Source organism: Desulfuromonas versatilis (assembly GCF_019704135.1).
Lineage (GTDB): Bacteria > Desulfobacterota > Desulfuromonadia > Desulfuromonadales > NIT-T3 > Desulfuromonas_A > Desulfuromonas_A versatilis.
In genome coordinates, this window is record NZ_AP024355.1 from 1812137 (window position 1) to 1829913 (window position 17777).

Here is a 17777-nt window from a genome sequence, read left to right on the forward strand (position 1 = left end):
CGATAATGAAAGGATAGCTGAAGATGCGGTTTTTGTTTTGCGCGATACTCCTGCTGCTGGCTGCGGGGCCGGCCCTGGCCATGAACGGGGATGGCTGCGGCGCCGGGAAATGCAACGATTGCCACAGCATGTCCCTGACCGAGGCCAAGGACCTGCTGCAGGCCGGGGTCGACCAGGTCAACAGCGTCGATTTCTCCGAGCTGCCCGGGCTGTTTGTGGTGGAGGTTGAAAAACAGGGACAGAAGTTCCCGATTTACGTGGATTTTTCCAAGCAGTACGTCATCTCCGGCAACATCATCCGGCTCAAGGACAAGCAGAACATCACCCAACAGCGCAAGGCCGAGCTGAACCGGGTGGACCTGAGCCGGATCCCCCTGGACGACGCCCTGCTGCTGGGCAGTGCCAAGGCGAGCAAAAAGGTGGTGGTGTTCACCGACCCCGAGTGCCCCTACTGCAAGAAGCTGCACCCCGAGCTGCAGGAGGTGGTCAAGCGCGACCCGGATATCGCCTTTTTGATCAAGCTCTTCCCGCTCAAGATGCATCCCAACGCCTACCAGGTCTCGCAGAGCATCGTCTGCGCCAAATCGATGGCGATGCTCGAGTCGAGCTTCGCCGGCAAGACGATCCCCCCGCCCGCCTGCAAGACCGGCGTGGTGGACCAGACCCTGGCGCTGGTCGAGGATCTCGGCATCCGCTCCACCCCGACCCTGGTGCTCCCCGACGGCCTGGTGCTGCCCGGCTACAAGCAGGCCGACCAGCTGCTGCAGATCCTCGGCTCCAAGGTCGCCGCGGAGGCTCCGGCCAAGTAAGCGCCCCCCCCTTGCTCCAACTCCCCAAGGGCAGCCAATACGGCTGCCCTTGCTTTTTGCCCTGTTGCATCCCCCCCTTACGTCCCTTATGTCCCTTAGGTCCCTCGCGTCCCTTGCCCCCCCAGGACCCAAGCCAATCAACCGCCCCGGCTACGCAGCAAAATTAATTTTCCCATCCACCGTTGCTTTTCGAGGGACCGTGGGTAGACTGCAAAGGTGCCTAAATGATGTGGGTTTGTTAATTAGAAATTTGCCGAGGCGGGCAGCCGCCGCGGCATGATTTCTTTGCATGCAACTGCCGGTCGGTCTTGTAACGACCCCCTGTTATGCCTGGGGAGGGGATGCGCAGGCCGTTGCCGTTTCGCCGGTAACTTCGCCAGCCGGCTTGAATAGGTAGAGGCAGGAAGCCAAAGGAGAAAAAGATGAGAAGGAGACAAAAGCAGCAGGGAGAGAAGGGAATACACACAAGATGGTGGATCTGTATCGCCGCCCTGGCGGTGCTGGCCCTGGGGTCCCAGTACGCCGCGGCCTTCCCCAACCCGGGGGGGACCAGCCAGTGCGTGGCCTGTCACCCGATCTGGGCCGGCGGCGGTGGAGTCGGCCACAGCGGCCACCTGGGGCTTGGCCTGTCCGGCTCCTGCAATGCCTGTCACGTGGTGATCGGTGATACCCCCGATACCACCCCCTGCGGGCAATGCCATGTGGTTCCCGGAGTCGCCCTCCATCACGACAACGCCCAGGCGGCCTCATGCGTCAGCTGCCATCCCGGAACAGCCCCACCGGAGAACACCGCGGTCCCCGGCTACGCCACGATAACCGCGGCCCTTAACCCTTGCGACGGGTCCGAGGAGCGGTTCGCCTCGAACACGGTGAGCCTGGACAACGACGGTGACCTGCTCACCGACGGGGCCGACCCCGATTGCCAGGCTCCCCCCGAGATGGAGGTCGACTGCAACGACGGGCTGGACAATGACGGCGACCAGATGATCGACTGCGCCGACCAGGACTGCGCCGCCGATCCCGCCTGCCAGCCGCCCGAGCAGGAGCTGCTCTGCGCCGACGGCCTGGACAATGACGGCGATAACCTGGTTGACTGTGCCGATCCCGACTGCGCCGCCGATCCGGCCTGCGAACAGCCCGGCGAAATCTGCACCGACCAGATGGACAATGACGGCGACGGCCTGACCGACTGCGAGGACCCGGACTGCGCCAACGACGCCGCCTGCCAGCCGCCGGTCATGGAAATCTGTACCGACGGGGTGGACAACGACGGCGACGGCTTCATCGATTGCGAAGACCAGGATTGCGCCGCGGATCCCAGCTGCGAGCAGCCGGTCATGGAAATCTGTACTGACGGGGTGGACAACGACAACGACGGCTTCATCGACTGCAAGGACCCGGACTGCTGCCAGGACCCGGCCTGCAAAAAGCAGGAAACCTGCCCGCAGTTCAATCCGCCGGCGGACCACACCCGGCTCGAGGATGAGGACGATTGCCAGGCCTTCCACGCGCCCGGGTTGGAGAAGCCTTTCACCAACGGCTGCAGCGCCTGCCACGGCAGCGAGCTGACCGGGTCCGCCTCGGGCGGGTTTGCCCCGTCCTGCTTCACCTGCCACGGCATGGAGTGGGACGAAACCGCCCCCGGCGGCGGCACCAATGTCCCCGCCGACCACACCGACGACGAAGACGGCGCCCTGCACAAACCCGGGAAGGACCGGCCTTTCAGCAACGGCTGCACCGCCTGCCACGGCCAAAACCTGCGCGGGGGGATCGGTCCCTCCTGCTTCCAGTGCCACGGCCGGGAATGGGATGAGCGCGTCGGCAAGGGCAAGGGGCATGACGACGACAGCAGCGATGACCACAGCAGCGACGATGACAGTGCAGACGACCACGGCAAGCGGGGCAAGTCAAAGAATGCGCCCCGCCATGATCTTTGGTCCTGGATGAAGGCCTGGAGCAAAAAATGACCGCGACCTGCGCTGTGAAGATTGACGGGGCGGGATGACTTCCCGTACCTGGTGCCCGTTCGGGGGGAGGCTTCGGCCTTCCCCCGTTGTTTTCCGCGATCCCTGCCGGACCGGCCGGCGGCCAAATAGCTTGCCTTATTTTCGCCTATCTGCTAAAAGTTCCTATTCAGTCAAGGTTTTAAGGAGGAACGATAATGGGTTTGATGGACGGCAAGCGTGGGATCATTTTCGGTGTTGCCAACGATATGAGCATCGCCTGGGGGATCGCCAAGCAACTCAAGGCACACGGGGCGACCCTGGCCTTTACTTATCTCAACGAAGCGCTCGAGAAGCGGGTCCGGCCCCTGGCCGAGAGCCTCGACGCCGAGCTGATCCTGCCCTGCGACGTGGCCCGGGACGAGGATATCGAAAACGTGTTCAAGGTCGTGGAAGAGAAGTGGGGCGGGCTCGACTTCGTGGTCCACTCGCTGGCCTTCGCCAACCGCGACGACCTCAAGCACCCCTTCAGCCAGACCAGCCGCGAAGGGTTTATGCTGGCCATGGACATCAGCGCCTACTCGCTGGTGGGGATCACCCGCTGCGCTGCGCCGCTGATGAAGAACGGCGGCAGCATCCTGTCGATGACCTACCTCGGCGCCACCCGCATGGTGCCCAACTACAACGTCATGGGGGTCGCCAAGGCCGCCCTCGAGGCTTCCACCCGCTACCTGGCCGCCGAACTGGGCGAGAAGGGGATCCGGGTCAACGCCATCTCCGCCGGCCCGATCAAGACCCTGGCCGCCTCGGGCGTGGCCGGGCTCAAGGAGAAGATCAAGCTGATGGACCAGTACGCCCCGCTGCGCCGCGCCGTCACCCAGGACGACGTCGGCCGCTCGGCGGTCTACTTCCTCTCCGATCTGGCCAGCGGCGTCACCGGCGAAGTTCACTTCGTCGACGGTGGCTTCAGCACCGTGGTGCCGGCCTGATCCGCCTGATGAAATCGTTAACGAAGGGCCCGTACGGGCCCTTTTTTCGTCCAGGGGGCCGCCCTTGATCCACGGCAACCTGACAGGCCTCAAGTCGAGCCAGCTCAAGGCGCTCGAGCGCATCTACCGCCGGCGCATCCCCCCCGAGCAGGTCATCAGCGGCGAGCTGGCCCGCTATCTCACCGAACGCTCCTACGAAATTCGTCGCCAGATCGGGGTCATCATCGACCGCCAGGGGACGGTGCTCTACGTCATCGTCGGCGACGACCGCGAGATCGTCATCCCCGACCTGAGCGGCTTCGGCCTGGGGCGCAGCGGCCTGCGCGGGCTGCGCTGCATCCACACCCACCTGCGCGGCGAGGAGCTCTCCCAGGACGACCTCGCCGACCTGGCGCTGCTGCGCCTGGACATGATGGTGGCCCTGTCGGTGGGCGAGAACGGCCTGCCCGGCCGGGTGCACTACGCCCACCTGCTGCCCCCCGGGCGCCAGGGCAAGAGCGTCGAGGTGCTGCGCGCTTCGAGCATCTATGATCTCGACCTCGACCTGGCGGCGTTTCTCGACTCGCTCGAGGACGAGCTCGAGCGCAAGATGGCCGAGACCGTCGATCTCTCCGACACCCGGGAGAAGGCGATCCTGGTTTCGGTCAGCCAGGCCTCGCGCCTGGAGACGGAGAACTCCCTCGACGAGCTGGCCGAGCTGGCCCGCACCGCCGACGTGGTGGTCATCGACCGGCTTACCCAGCGCCCCCGCCAGCTCAACCCCAAGTACCTGATGGGGGAGGGGAAGGTCAAGGAGGTGGTGATCCGCGCCCTGCAGCAGGGGGCGAGCATGCTGATCTTCGACCAGGAGCTGACCCCGGTGCAGGTCGGCTCGATCTCGGCCATCACCGACCTCAAGGTCATCGACCGCACCCAGCTGATCCTCGATATTTTCGCCCGGCGGGCCCACACCCTCGACGGCAAGGTCCAGGTCGAGCTGGCCCAGCTCAAGTACCTGGCGCCGCGCCTGGTCGGCCGCGGCACGGCCATGAGCCGGCTGATGGGCGGGATCGGCGGCCGCGGCCCGGGGGAAACCAAGCTCGAGATCGACCGCCGGCGCATCCGCGACCGCATCGGCCGGCTCGAGAAGCAGCTCGAGAACCTCTCGCGGGGGCGCCTGCAGCGGCGCCAGCGGCGCATCCGCGCCGAGGTGCCCATCGTCTCCATCGTCGGCTACACCAACGCCGGCAAGTCCACCCTGCTCAACGCCATGACCCAGAGCCAGGTATTTACCGAAAACCTGCTCTTCGCCACCCTCGACACCTCGACGCGCCGTCTGCGCTTCCCCATGGAGCGCGAGGTGATCATCACCGACACCGTCGGCTTCATCCGCCAGCTCCCCAAGAGCCTGATGGGCGCCTTCAAGGCGACCCTCGAAGAGCTGGAGGACGCCGATCTGCTGCTGCACGTGGTCGATCTCTCCAACCCCCGCTTCGAGGAGCAGATCGCCTCGGTGGAGCGGATCTTGCACGACCTGGAGCTCGACCGGATCCCCCGGCTGCTGGTGTTCAACAAGGTCGACCAGGTCGATCCGGAGGAGGTCGCGCCGCTGTGCCGGCGCTTCGATGCGGTTCCCCTCAGCGCCCTGGAGCGCGGCACCTTCAGCGCCTTGCTCGACGAGCTGCAGCGCCGCTTCTGGCCCGAAGAGGACGGAACTGATTGACAAACAAGGACTTTTTCTATAGCCTTGCGGCCTGATTCAGGAGGTATGCAATGAAAAAGATCGGGGCCCTGGCCCTTATATCCTTTCTGGGAGGGTGTGCCCTGCCACCGCCCCAGCTGCGTCTGCCCAATGCGGCAGCGGTGGTACAGGAAGCTCCCCTGCAGGCCGGGACCCTTTCCGGGGCGCCCGCTGCGGCCGGCGAACCGCAGGGGGAGCCCGCCGATTGGAGCGTGGCCGGGTTCGACGGGCAATTCCCCGACCCCACTCTGCAGGGGGAGGTGGACCCCGCCGGCGAGGCCTTTGACGAGGCCGGGAGCGAGGACCAGGAAGCCTCGATGGTCGACCCGGAGACCCTGGAAGACAACCTGCTGCTCTCGGGACAGGACGAAGCCCCTCCCGAGGACGAGGGGACCACGGTCATCCCCCACGAGCTGTCCTTCGACTTCCCGGTGGTGGAAAACCAGAAGGTCCGCTACTTCGTCGACTTCTATACCGGGAAGGCGCGCAAGACCTTCACCCGCTGGCTGGAGCGTTCCGGGCGCTATATCCCCCTGATGCGGCAGATCTTCGCCGAGGAAGGGCTGCCCGAGGACCTGGCCTACCTGGCCATGGTCGAGTCCGGCTTCAACAACAAGGCCTACAGCTGGGCCCACGCCGTTGGCCCCTGGCAGTTCATCGAGAGCACCGGCCGGGGGTATGGCCTGAACGGCAACTGGTGGCTCGACGAGCGCCGGGATTTCGAAAAATCGACCCGCGCCGCCGCCCGCTTTCTCAATGATCTCTACCAGCGCTTCGACGGCGAATGGTATCTGGCGGTGGCGGCCTACAATGCCGGAGGCGGCAAGATCAGCCAGGCGGTCAACAGGTACGGGAGCACCGATTTCTGGGAAATTTCCCGCGGCGATTTTCTCCAGCAGGAGACCAAGCATTACGTCCCCAAGCTGCTCGCGGTGCTGCTGATCGCCCAGGACCCCGAAAAATACGGGTTCGACAACCTCCAGTACCATGAGCCCCTCGATTTCGAGGTGGTCGAAGTGCCGACCACCACCGACCTGGAAATCATCGCCAGCAGCAGCGGGGCCTCCTACGAGGAGATCAAGCAGCTCAACCCCGAGCTCAAGCGCTGGAGCACCCCGCCGGGGGTGAAGAACTACCCGGTGCGGATTCCCGCCGGCACCGGCGAGGATTTCGCCGCCAACTTCGCCAACGTCCCCGCCAACCGGCGGGCCAACTACAAGCAGCACACCATCGGCAAGGGAGACACGCTGCTGGCCCTGGCCAAGCGCTACAATATCCGGGTCGAAGACATCATCTCCATGAACCGGATCGACAACCCGCGCTCCCTGCGCATCGGCACCAACCTGGTGCTGCCGCTGCACGCCAGTTTCAGCCGCCTGCCGGTGGACGAGATGAAGGACGACTACGTCCGTTCGCGCCGCCGCACCTACACCGTGCGCAAGGGCGACAGCCTCTGGTCCATCGCCAGGCGTTTCGATGTGGGCGAAAAGGAGTTGCGGGTCTGGAACCGGCTCGGCTGGAGCAACGTGATCCGTCCCGGCCAGACCATCGTGGTTTCGGCCAAGGCCGTCAAGGGGTCGTCGGCGACCGCCGGGAAAGGCTCCCCGGCCCGGGGTCAGAAGGTCGTGCACAAGGTCAGCCCCGGCGACAATCTCTGGGATATCAGCCGCAAGTACAATGTGACGACCCGCGAGATCCTGGCCTGGAACAATCTCAAGTCCAGCAAGGTGCTGCGCCCCGGCGACAAGCTGACCATCTTTGTCGCGGCCGCGGAACACCACGCCTCGGCCGGGAAGAAAAGCCGCTCCTCGGGACGGAAGATCGTCTACAAGGTGCGCCCCGGGGACAATCTCTGGAGCATCAGCCGCAAGTACAGCCTGGCGACCCGGGAGATCATGAGCTGGAACAATCTCGGCGAGGACCACGTGCTGCGCCCGGGGGACGAGCTGACCCTGCATGTCACGGATGAAGGGTAGGGCGAGGTGGAACAGGCCCTGTTCCTGAACCGGCTGGAGGCGGAGCTGCCCACCGGGATCTCCCGCCTCTACTTCGGCTCCGAGTTCTGCCCCTGGACCTTCCCCAGGCTCGAAGAGCTTCACCAGGCCCTGGACGCCGCCCGGCGCCAGGGCTTGCATTTCACCCTCGCCACCCCGGTGGCCGCCGAATCCTTCCTCCCGGTGTGCCGTGCCGCTCTCGAGAGCCTGCTGCCGCGCTTCGCGGCGGGAGACGAGCTGCTGGTCTCCGACCTGGGGACCCTTCACCTTGCCGGGCGGATCGCCCCGGAGGCCACCCTGGTGCTGGGCCGGGCGCTCTCCGGGCAAAAGCGCGGCCAGCAGATTCTCGAGCTGGAGCTCAACGCGGCCCAGCTCGACTATTTCCAGCGCGGCAGCTGGTATGGCGCGGAGGCCCGCGCCCTGCTCGCCGAACAGGGGGTCGCCCGGCTGGAGCTCGACAACTGCCTGCAGGGGATCGCGCCGCTGCCCGAGGGCCTGACCGGCTCCCTGCACTACCCCTACGCCATGGTGACTTCGAGCCGCAACTGCCCCTTCCGCCAGGGCGCGGGGGACCGCGGCTGCCCGGGGGGCTGCGGCGAGGTCTTCACCCTGAACTCGCCGCAAAGCCGCATCCCTCTCTACCAGGGGGGCAACACCCAGTTCCTGCGCAACGACCAGCTCCCCGCGGACCTCGCCGCGCAGGGCATCGATCGCCTGGTTTTTCACCCGCACCTGCCGCGCTGATCTACCGATATTGCTTTGACTTTTACGGGGGAGGTTGTTAAACTCGCTCCGCTTAACCCGCTATATTCATGAAGGTTCGCTGCTAAACCTCATGACCGATGCGGGTTAACTCCATCCCTCGAAAGGATTCATCTGCGCATGCTCAACCTGGTCATTTCACTGGCGATCAGCATCGTCTTCACCCTTGCCCTCAATTATTTCGCCGGGATCGACATCCTGTACGCCTCGGTCGGTTCCATGCTGGTGTTCGCCATCGTCTACCTGGTGATGACCCGCTTAACCATGAAGAAGGTCGGCGCCCTGATGGAGATCGCCCAGCGCGACCTGCAGGCCGGTCGCACCGAGAAAGCGGTCAAGACTCTCGAGGGCGGCTACAAGTACGGCAACTGGCAGTTCTATGTCAAATCCCAGATCGATTCGCAGATCGGCACCATCCTCTACCTGAAGCGGGATTTCAACCAGGCCTTCGATTACCTGCAGAAAGGTTTCGTCCGCCACTGGGTGGCCATGGGGATGCTGGCTATCTGCTACATGAAGAAGCAGAAAACCTCCAAGATGATCGAGACCTTCGACAAGGCCTGCGCCGGAGCCCGCAAGGAGCCGCTTATCTGGAATCTGTACGCCTTCTGCCTGGAGAAAGTCGGCGAGAAGGACAAGGGCATTGAGGTGCTGGAGAAGGGCCTCAAGAAGACCGGCGGCGACGAGCGGCTGAAGGAGAACCTCGAGGCTCTCAAGGAGGGCCGGAGGATGAAGATGAAGGGCTACGGTGATCTCTGGTACCAGTTCCACCTGGAGAAGCCCGGCAACCTGATCAAGCAGCAGACCAAGGCCATGCAGGGGCGGCGCAAGATCGTGAGACGCTGAGCCATGTCGGACCGCAATAAAAAAGACAAGGATCTCAACAACAACCCCTTCAAGGCCTTGAAGGGGTTGTCTGTTTCCCAGCCCGGGAAAAAGAGCACCTCTCCCGCCACGGCGGAGAAATCTCCCTCCCCCCGGCCGGCGGCGGCTCCGCCCGAGCAACTCTCCGAGGAGGACCTCTTCGCCCGGGAGATGGGACTGCTGGGGGTAACCCCCAAGCCCGAGGGGGAGCACTCCGAGCCCCCGCCGAAGGCACCGCCGGCGCCGCCCGCGGCGGGCAAGCCCGCCCAGCGGGAACCGGCCACCGAGGAGGAGTTGTTTCTGGACTCCCTGGGGAAGATGGACCGGGTGTTTCGCGATGAGTTTACGCAGGAGGATTCCTCCGCGACACCGGCTGCCCAGGGGAGGCGCCAGCGTCAGTTGCGCCGCGGGAAACTGGTCCCCGAAGACCAACTCGATCTCCACGGGATGACCCGCGACGAGGCCGGGGAGCGGGTCCGCTACTTCCTGGAAAATTCCATCTACCACGGGCGCAGGACCGTGCTGGTGGTCACCGGCCGCGGCCTGGGCTCGGCGGGCGAGCCGGTGCTCAGGGCCGAGGTGGAGCGGCTGCTGGGGCAGGAGCTTCGCGAACTGGTCCTGGAGTGGGGCAGGGCCCCCCGGCAGTATGGCGGGGAAGGGGCTCTGGTGGTGTTTCTGCGCGGAGGCCGCGAGAACCATTGAGCGCCGCCGCGAACCAGCGCGGCAGATTGATGGACCACAAATGCAAAGGCCGGGAATCGTTCCCGGCCTTTGCATTTTGCGTTATTCGGTTTTCTGTGGTTCTTCCTTGGCGGCCGCCGCCGGTTTCTTGCGGGGGGCGCGCTTTTTGGGGGCCGGCTTGGCCGCCTCGGCTTCGGTGCCGGCAGCTTCGGCGGCGGCAGCCTTGGTGCTGGATGCCGCCGTCTTGCGGGTCCGCGGCTTGGGCTTGGCGGCTGCAGGTGCCTTCGCCGCAGGCTTGGCTGGCGCTTCGGCGGAAGGGGCCGGCTGCATGGTCGGCAACGCCTCTTTCTTGGCGGCTTCGACCTTTTCGGCCTGGACAGGCTCAGCCTTTTTCCTGGGGGCCCGCTTGCGCGGCTTGGGGCTCGCCTTGGCAGGCGCGGCCGGGGCCTCCGGGGTATTCTCCGCCGCGGCTGCAGGCTGCGGGGACGGCGCAACGGTGGATTTTACCCCCGGCTCCTCGCTGGCGGCGGGCGCCGTCGCGGCGGGTGCGGCAGGCGCCTCTTCGGCATCGCTTTTGGGCTTGCGCGCCCGGCTGCGGGGGCGGGCCGGTTTGGCCTTTTTTTCCTCCTTGACCACCGGTGCCTCGGCCGGGGCGGCCACAGCTGCGGCCGGTTCCTGGGGCGCCGGGGCCGCCGCTTCCGGTTGGGCGTCGGCGGGAGGCGCGGACGGTTGCGCTGTCGCGGGCGCCGCCTCTGCCGGTTTCTCCGCCGGCGGTTCGGCTGCTGCCGCGGCGGGCGCTTCCACCTTGGCTTCGACCTGTGCGGGTTCCGTCTTGGCCGCCGCTGCAGGTGCGGGCGCGCCGGTCCCGGCGGGTTCTACGGGTTCCGCGGGCTGCGGCCCTGCGGCTGCGGCAGCTTCCGCCGGAGCGGCCGGTTTTTTCTTTCTGCGGCGGCGCCGTTTCTTTTTGACCTCCTCGGTCTCGCCGGCCGGATGCTCCACATCGGCGGCTGCGGTTGCGGTTGCGGCCGGCTGAGGCTCGCCGGGAACCTGCGCTTCCGCGGCTGGCACGGAGGGCCCTGCTGCTGCAGCCTCTTCCGCCTCGGCGTCTTCCGCGACAACCGGCGGTGCCTCGCCCTTCTTCTTGCGGCGGCGCCGCCGGCGCTTCTTCTTGCCGCCTTCGCCCGATTCTTCCTCGGTTTCGCCGGCCTCCTCGGCCTCCTCGGCCTGCTCCGCCAATTCCGCCGCGGTTTCAGGTGCCGGTGCCTCGAAGTGGGCGCCGGGGGTGGCGACGATCGCCTCGTGGAGCTCTTCGGCTTCCTCCTCAAGGTCTTCGCGACGGATGAAGGTCAGTTCGACCTGGCCGGCCAGCAGGTCCGTGCGGCCCGTGATGTGGATCGCCAGGCGATGCTGCCGCTCCATTTCGACGAGTTCGCCACGCTTGTTGTTGAGCAGGTAGGTGGCGACTTCCAGGGGTATGTCCCCCTCGACCCTACCGATCTGGCCCTTGGCGATGCCGGCCTGGACCTTGCGCAGGAAGGCGACGGATTGGGCCTCGGGGCTCTTGACCTTGCCGGTCCCCTCGCAGTGGGGGCAACTCAGATAGGATCCGGCGGCGAGGGTGGATTTGATTCGCTGCCGGCTCATCTCGAGCAGGCTGAACTGGCTGCTGATGCGGCCCACGGTAACCCGGGCCTTGTCATTCTTGAGGGCGTCCTTGAGGCATTTTTCCACCTCGCGGATGTGTTTGCGGTCGCGCATGTCGATGAAGTCGATGACGATCAAACCGCCCAGGTCACGCAGGCGAAGTTGCCGGGCAACCTCCGCCGCAGCTTCCATGTTGGTCTTGAAGGCGGTCGCCTCCACCCCCTGCTCGCCGGCCATCTTGCCGCTGTTGACGTCCACGGCAACCAGGGCTTCGGTGGAGTCGAGCACGATCGAGCCGCCGGAGGGGAGGGGGACCTTGTTCTTGCTGATGGTTTCGATCTGCTCTTCGATCTGGTAGCGGGAGAAGATCGGCCGCCGCTCCTGGTGCAGCTTGACCAGGCGCGCGAACTCGGGCATGACTTCCTGAAAGAACTCCTTGGCCTCCTGGAAGACCTTGGGGTCGTCCACCAGGACCTCGTCCATGTCGGAGGAAAAGTAGTCGCGGATGGAGCGGATGACCAGGTTGGATTCCTTGTAGACCAGGGCGGGGGCCTTGACCTGCTTGCTCAGGGCGCGGATCTTCCCGTAGACGCGGGTCAGGTAGTCGAAGTCGCGCTTGAGCTCCTCCGGGGTCTGGCCGATGCCGGCGGTGCGCACGATGTATCCCATGTTCTGGGGCAGGTCGAGGGAGCGCATCGCCTCCTTGAGCTTCTTGCGCTGCGGCTCCTCCTCGATCTTGCGCGAAATCCCCTTGGTGTCGGTTTCGGGCATCAGCACCATGTAGCGCCCGGGCAGAGACAGGTAGGTGGTCAGTGCCGCACCCTTGGTGCCGCGCTCCTCCTTGACGATCTGCACCAGCAGCTCCTGGCCGCGGCGCAGCAGGTCGTTGATGCGCGGCCGTCCCTTGGACTCTTCCTTCTCGACTTTGAAGAAGGCCGGGTGCAGTTCGCCCATCTGCAGAAAGCCGAGCCGTTCGGCCCCGTAATCGACAAAAGCGGCCTGCAGCCCCGGCTCGACCCGGACTACCACCGCCTTGTAGATGTTCCCCTTGGTCTGTTCCTTGCCGCCGACCTCGATGTCGAGTTCGGAGAGGATGCCGTCCTCGACGATGGCCACCCGGTTCTCCTCGGGATGGGTGGCATTGATCAACATTTTTTTCGACATTTAAAAGTTTTCCTCCCGGCGATCCCTCGGGAGCGCCTCGAACTGGTCTCCGGCTGCCTGCGGCCCTGACTTTGCGGTCTCCCGCGACCTGGCCGGGTCCTTGGGTGGGCGGCGCGGCGCCGCGCTCACCTTCAGCGGGACCCGGGTGCGGGGTTGGGCCGAGTTGCAGGCAGGAAACGAAATTGGTCCACGTGCAGGGCGCGCGCCCTGCGGCTGTTATGGGGGGGGGCCGCCAGACTCTGTCCTCCGGCGGGTTGCGGCTGCCTCCGCGTCAGCGGAAGGCAGGCCCTGCCAGGGTCCCTGTCGGCCTCCCCTTGAAACTTGTCCCGCACGGAGCGCCAGGCTCCAAGTGGGGGAAATCACGGGGCGGATGCCCGCCCCGAAAGTTGCGCAAACTATAACAGAGAAATCCCCGTTTGAACAGCACAAAGCCGTGGGGGAACCCGCTACCATTTCGAGGTTTTAAGCCCGCGGTGCTTGTGATATAAGAAGGGCCATGCTGCAACTCAAGGACATCGTCAAGGATTTCGGCGGCCGCACCCTGTTCGGCGGCGTCAACTGGCACATCCGCCCGGGGGACCGCATCGGTCTGTGCGGCGAGAACGGCGCCGGCAAGACCACCCTGCTGCGGATGCTGGCCGGGCAGGTCTCCCCCGATGGCGGCGAGGTGCAGGTCGCCCGGGGAACCACCTTCGGCTACCTGCCCCAGGACGGCCTCGAGCACCGCGGCCGCTCGCTGTTCGAGGAGGTGCGCTCGGCCTTCGCCGAACTGCTGCAGACCGAGGCGGCGCTGGCCCGGCTCGAAGCCGCCATCGCCGAAAAACACCGCGCCGAGGACATGGACCGCTACGCGACCCTGCAGGAAGCCTTCCGGCAGGGCGGCGGCTACACCATGGAGACCGAGATCGGCAAGGTATTGCGCGGGCTGGGGTTCGCCGAGTCGGACTGGGAGCGGCCCTGCGAGCATTTCTCCGGCGGCTGGCAGATGCGCATCGCCCTGGCCCGGCTGCTGCTGCAGCGCCCCAACCTGCTGCTGCTCGACGAACCGACCAACCACCTGGACCTGCCGGCCCGCGACTGGCTCGAGGAGTACCTTTCGGCCTACCCCTTCGCCGTGGTGCTGGTCTCCCATGACCGCTTCTTCCTCGACCAGGTGGTCAACCGCATCGTCGAGGTCTGGAACGGCTCCCTGACCGAATACCCGGGTAACTACAGCCGCTACCTCGATGAGCGCGACCGGCGCGTCTCCGCCCTGTTCGAGGCCAAGCAGCGCCAGGACGAGGAGATCGCCAAGACCGAGGCCTTCATCAACCGTTTCCGCTACCAGGCCAACAAAGCCTCCCTGGTGCAGAGCCGGATCAAGCAGCTGGAGAAGATCGAACGCATCCAGGTGCCCCCGCAGCGCAGGAAAATCGCCTTTCGCTTCCCCGAGCCGCCCAAGGGGGGCAGGCTGGCCCTCGAACTCAAGGGGGTCGAGCAGGGCTACGGTGAGCTGACCGTGCTCAGCGGTGTCGATTTGGCCGTCGAGAAGGGCGAGCGCATCGCCCTGGTGGGGGCCAACGGCGCCGGCAAGTCGACCCTGATGCGCATGCTCGCCGGGGTGGAGGCGCCGCGCGGCGGGGTGCGCGAGGAAGGGCACAACCTCAGGCTCGCCTACTTCGCCCAGGACCAGGCGCGGGTTCTCAACCCGGAGCGGACCGTGCTCGAGGAGATCACCGCCGCCGCCCCCTTCGACATGGTGCCCCGGGTGCGGGACATCCTCGGCTCCTTCCTTTTCTCGGGCGACGATGTACAGAAAAAGGTCGCGGTCCTCTCCGGGGGCGAGCGCAACCGGCTGGCGCTGGCGATCCTGCTGCTGCGCCCGGCCAACCTGCTGCTGCTCGACGAGCCGACCAACCATCTCGACCTGGCCTCCAAGGATGTGCTGCTCAGCGCCCTGAAAACCTACCAGGGGACCCTGGTGTTCGTCTCCCACGATCGCTACTTCGTCGACGCCCTGTCCACCCGGGTGCTCGAGGTCGCCGGGGGCGCCGTCGAATCCTATTTCGGCAACTACGAGGACTTCCTGCGCAGCAAAGCGGCCCGGGGCGATACCAGCCACAGCGAACAGCGGGTGGAGCAGGCGGCGGTCGCGGTCCCGGCCGCGCTCAGCGACGAGCGGCAGGAGCGGCAGCTCTCCTACGAGGAGCGCAAGGAAGCCAAAAAGCTCGAAAAACGCCGGCAGAAAGAGCTTTCTGAGGTGGAGCAGGCCATCGAGGACTTCGAATCCGAGCTCGCCGAACTGGAGCAGACCATGGCCGACCCGGAGCTGTACCAGGACCAGGAGCGCTGGCGGGAGATCTCGGCCCGCCACGGCAAGCTGCAGGAGCGGATCGCCGGGCTCTACGAGCGCTGGGAGGAGCTGCAGCTGCCCGAGTCGGCCTAGGGGGCTGCCCTGAGGCCTTCAGGGCCGCGGTGGACAGTGGTCAGTGATCCGTGGTCAGAAAAAGCGTTTAAATAGCCTGGATTTGACTGGCCGCTGAAAGCTGATGGCTGCCAGTGTATTCGCAGGGAGGGGGAAATGACCGGGGACTGTCCTTTCGTCATCACCGTGGCCAGCGAGAAGGGGGGCGTGGGCAAGACCACCATCGCCACTAACCTCGCCGTCTATCTCAAGGCCCTGCGTGAGGACCTGCCGGTCACCATCGCCTCTTTCGACAATCACTTCAGCGTCGACAACATGTTCGCCATCGGCGGCCACCGGGGCAGCTCGGTGGCCGGATTGTTCGCCGGCAGCCCGGCGGGCCGGCTCGCCTGCCTGGGCGAATACGGGGTGCAGTTTCTCGCCTCCGACCGCCAGCTCACCCCGCCGGACGAGGACTCGGGCCACCTGGCTGCGGCCCTGGCACGCTCTGATCTCCCCGGGGTCCTCATCCTCGACACCCGACCCATCATCGACTACTTCACCCGCAATGCCCTGGCCGCCGCCGACCTGGTGCTGGTCCCGGTCAAGGACCGCGCCTCGCTGGTCAACGCCGCCTCGCTGCAGCAGGCCCTGCTCGGGCTCGGCCGCGACCCGGCCCGGCTGTGGCTGATCCCGAGCCTGATCGATGGCCGGCTGAAGCTGCGCGAAGACCTCGGCATGGCCGAGTTTCTGAGCTTTTCGGCCACCGAGCGTGGCTACCAGGTGCTGGAGACCTGCATCTCGAAGAGCCCCAAGGTCGAGGGCCTGGCGACCAGTTTCAGCAGCCGCATCTACCCGGTGCTGACCCACGCCCGCTCCACCCAGGTGCACCGGCAGTTCCGGCAACTGGCCGATTTCGTCCTGGCGCGTTTTGATGCCGTCGATCGCCCGCTGGCTCGAACCTGCCGCGGCGGCGGGGACGATACCTCCCTTCCCGCCGGCCGGCTGCGGCGCCTGGTGCGCGAATGCCCGGTCTGCGGCCGCCCCTCCGGGGGGCAGGAAGGGTATTTCTTCCAGGACCTGCGCAGCCGCCGCAAGGGGTTCTTCCACCGGGAATGCCTGGACGATCTGCTCGCCGAAACCGAGGCCGCCCCCCTGCTCCCCGAGCGGGGCATGCTGGTGTTCGCCACCGATGAAGAAGGCCAGGACGGCACCTGCATCGCCTTCCGCCTGCACCTGCTCGACGAGGCGGGGGAGGAGATCGCCTGCGAGCTGCTGCGGGTCCGCGCCGAGGGCGACTGGGCCAGGCTTTGGCAGGGGGCTACCGGGCGCCTGCCCGAGGAACTGTACCGCGATCACCTTACCCTGATGGTCGGCGAAAGCGAGCCGGCCGGGCTGCTGGCCGACCCGGGCTTCGGCCGCTTCGCCGCTGCCCGCAGACAGGCGCTGCGCACGGTGCTGGGGAAGGGCGGGGAGCGGTGACCTGAGCCATCAGGTTTTCCCAGGGGCTCGAAGTTTGCAGGGTAAGTGAGGAGGCCGGGGTGTTCCGGGGGGGCGGCCGGGTTGGACACAGCGGATTCCAGGAGTCTGCCGATCCTCGTAGGCGGTTGACAATCCTGGGAAAATTAACTAATAATTCCAGATTGTTTAGGCGGTTTTCGGATAACTGCCGGGAATTCCTGGCGGCCCCTGGGCCCGTTGTCGCTCCGGGGCAGCGCTGAACCGCCGCGTGCAATGGCGGAATCCCCCTGTCAATCCGGTCTTCCCGCGTGCGCGACGCGGGGGCGGCTCTAACCTGAATATCGAGGCATCACCATGATCCTTCTGCCGCGAGGCAATCCCGTCAAGGAACAGATCGATCCCGGCAAGGTCAACCTCCCCTCGGCTCTGCAGAAGCTGCAGGCCGGGAAATTCACCGGTTACCTGCGTTTTGACGCCTCCTCGGGGACGGGGATCATCATCTTCCAGCAGGGCAAACTGGTCAGCGCCCTGGTCGAGGAGGGAAAAGACCGCCTGATCGCCTACGATGCGCTGGCGCGGATCTTCGACCTGGCTTTTTCCGGGGGAACCACTCTGGACATCTACCGGCTCTCCCCGGAACTGGCGGTCAGCATTCACGCCCTGCTCCACGGCGAGGTGCTCTACCGGGGCCAGGAGCTGAAGCTGATCGACATCCGCATGTTGCTGGGCAAGTTCAAGGAAGAGCGGCTGACCGGCTGCCTGCGGATCTACACCCAGGAGCATATCGCGCTGATCTTCTACCGCGACGGCTCGCCCCTGGGATTTTTTCACGACGGGTCCACCGAAATCGAAACCACCGCGGACACCTCCATGTCTGTGGCCCGTCAGCCCGGGGCCAAGGTCGATGTGCTGACCACGCGGGTGTCGGCCGACCGGCCCCTGGCCGACCTGATGCAGTCGGCCGACATTGCCGGGCTGTGGCAGAAGGCCAGGGAAAAGGTTCTGCAGGCGCGCCAATCACGGGAGGAGGAGGCCAGCCGGGTTCTCGAGCAGAAGGAAAAGGAACGCCGGCAGCGCATCCTCGCCCTGTTTCACAAGCTCGGCCAGCAGCACCTGGGGAAGATTGGCGGTTCGCTGGTGGAAAAGGAGTTCGAGAAAAAGGTCGCCGGGCAGGGGCCGGTGTCGGAGAAGGCCCTGGATGAGTTTTTTGCCGGCCTGGGCAAATCCGCCAAGCTGGTTGCCGGCCCCTCGGCGATCAACAACATGCTCGAGGAGATGAAAAAAGGCCTCAAGGGGCTGCTGGGCGGGTAATGGAGGCCTCCCGCCGAGGGCGGGGTGGTGATTAATTTTCTGTGGTTTGGGA

General features: G+C 65.8%; 12 protein-coding genes. 11 read left to right on the top strand and 1 reads right to left on the bottom strand.

Translation table 11 applies throughout. The features are described from left to right. Window positions 1-23 precede the first annotated feature (23 nt). The 8 genes from DESUT3_RS07960 to DESUT3_RS07995 all read left to right on the top strand — a co-directional run bounded on the left by DESUT3_RS07960 (window position 24) and on the right by DESUT3_RS07995 (window position 9783). On the top strand, window positions 24-809 hold the full coding sequence (locus tag DESUT3_RS07960; RefSeq protein WP_221251953.1) for a DsbC family protein: 786 nt from the start codon (window positions 24-26) through the stop codon (window positions 807-809). Between the two features lie 422 nt (window positions 810-1231). Continuing rightward, a complete protein-coding gene (locus tag DESUT3_RS07965; RefSeq protein ID WP_221251955.1) occupies window positions 1232-2776 on the top strand; it encodes a hypothetical protein in 1545 nt (514 codons plus the stop codon). A 194-nt stretch (window positions 2777-2970) separates the two neighbouring features. Further along, window positions 2971-3741 carry an enoyl-ACP reductase FabI gene (locus tag DESUT3_RS07970; RefSeq protein WP_221251956.1) on the top strand — a complete coding sequence of 257 codons (771 nt, stop codon included), beginning with the start codon at window positions 2971-2973 and terminating at the stop codon, window positions 3739-3741. A gap of 64 nt (window positions 3742-3805) precedes the next feature. Continuing rightward, window positions 3806-5443, top strand: a complete 1638-nt coding sequence (gene hflX, locus DESUT3_RS07975) for a GTPase HflX (RefSeq protein WP_221251957.1) — start codon at window positions 3806-3808, stop codon at window positions 5441-5443. A 50-nt stretch (window positions 5444-5493) separates the two neighbouring features. Next, window positions 5494-7437: a LysM peptidoglycan-binding domain-containing protein gene (locus DESUT3_RS07980; protein ID WP_221251958.1), complete on the top strand. Its 1944-nt coding sequence runs from the start codon at window positions 5494-5496 to the stop codon at window positions 7435-7437. Window positions 7438-7443: 6 nt separating this feature from the next. Next, window positions 7444-8199 carry a hypothetical protein gene (locus DESUT3_RS07985; RefSeq protein WP_221251959.1) on the top strand — a complete coding sequence of 252 codons (756 nt, stop codon included), beginning with the start codon at window positions 7444-7446 and terminating at the stop codon, window positions 8197-8199. 138 nt (window positions 8200-8337) lie between these two features. Then, window positions 8338-9063 carry a tetratricopeptide repeat protein gene (locus DESUT3_RS07990; protein WP_221251960.1) on the top strand — a complete coding sequence of 242 codons (726 nt, stop codon included), beginning with the start codon at window positions 8338-8340 and terminating at the stop codon, window positions 9061-9063. Between the two features lie 3 nt (window positions 9064-9066). Continuing rightward, entirely contained in the window at window positions 9067-9783 is a 717-nt protein-coding gene (locus tag DESUT3_RS07995) for a Smr/MutS family protein (RefSeq protein WP_221251961.1), read from the top strand. An 81-nt stretch (window positions 9784-9864) separates the two neighbouring features. On the opposite strand, the gene DESUT3_RS08000 is transcribed toward DESUT3_RS07995, so the two are convergent. Next, the gene (locus DESUT3_RS08000) at window positions 9865-12570 is read right to left on the bottom strand and encodes an Rne/Rng family ribonuclease (RefSeq protein ID WP_221251962.1); all 2706 of its coding nucleotides are present in this window, start codon (window positions 12568-12570) and stop codon (window positions 9865-9867) included. Window positions 12571-13066: 496 nt separating this feature from the next. Here DESUT3_RS08000 and DESUT3_RS08005 point away from each other — a divergent pair, with 496 nt between their 5' ends. The 3 genes from DESUT3_RS08005 to DESUT3_RS08015 all read left to right on the top strand — a co-directional run bounded on the left by DESUT3_RS08005 (window position 13067) and on the right by DESUT3_RS08015 (window position 17725). Further along, entirely contained in the window at window positions 13067-14995 is a 1929-nt protein-coding gene (locus DESUT3_RS08005; RefSeq protein ID WP_221251963.1) for an ABC-F family ATP-binding cassette domain-containing protein, read from the top strand. A 135-nt stretch (window positions 14996-15130) separates the two neighbouring features. After that, window positions 15131-16435, top strand: coding sequence for a ParA family protein (locus DESUT3_RS08010; protein ID WP_221251964.1), 1305 nt, complete (start codon window positions 15131-15133; stop codon window positions 16433-16435). A gap of 333 nt (window positions 16436-16768) precedes the next feature. Beyond that, window positions 16769-17725, top strand: coding sequence for a DUF4388 domain-containing protein (locus tag DESUT3_RS08015; protein WP_221251965.1), 957 nt, complete (start codon window positions 16769-16771; stop codon window positions 17723-17725). The last annotated feature ends 52 nt before the right edge of the window (window positions 17726-17777 follow it).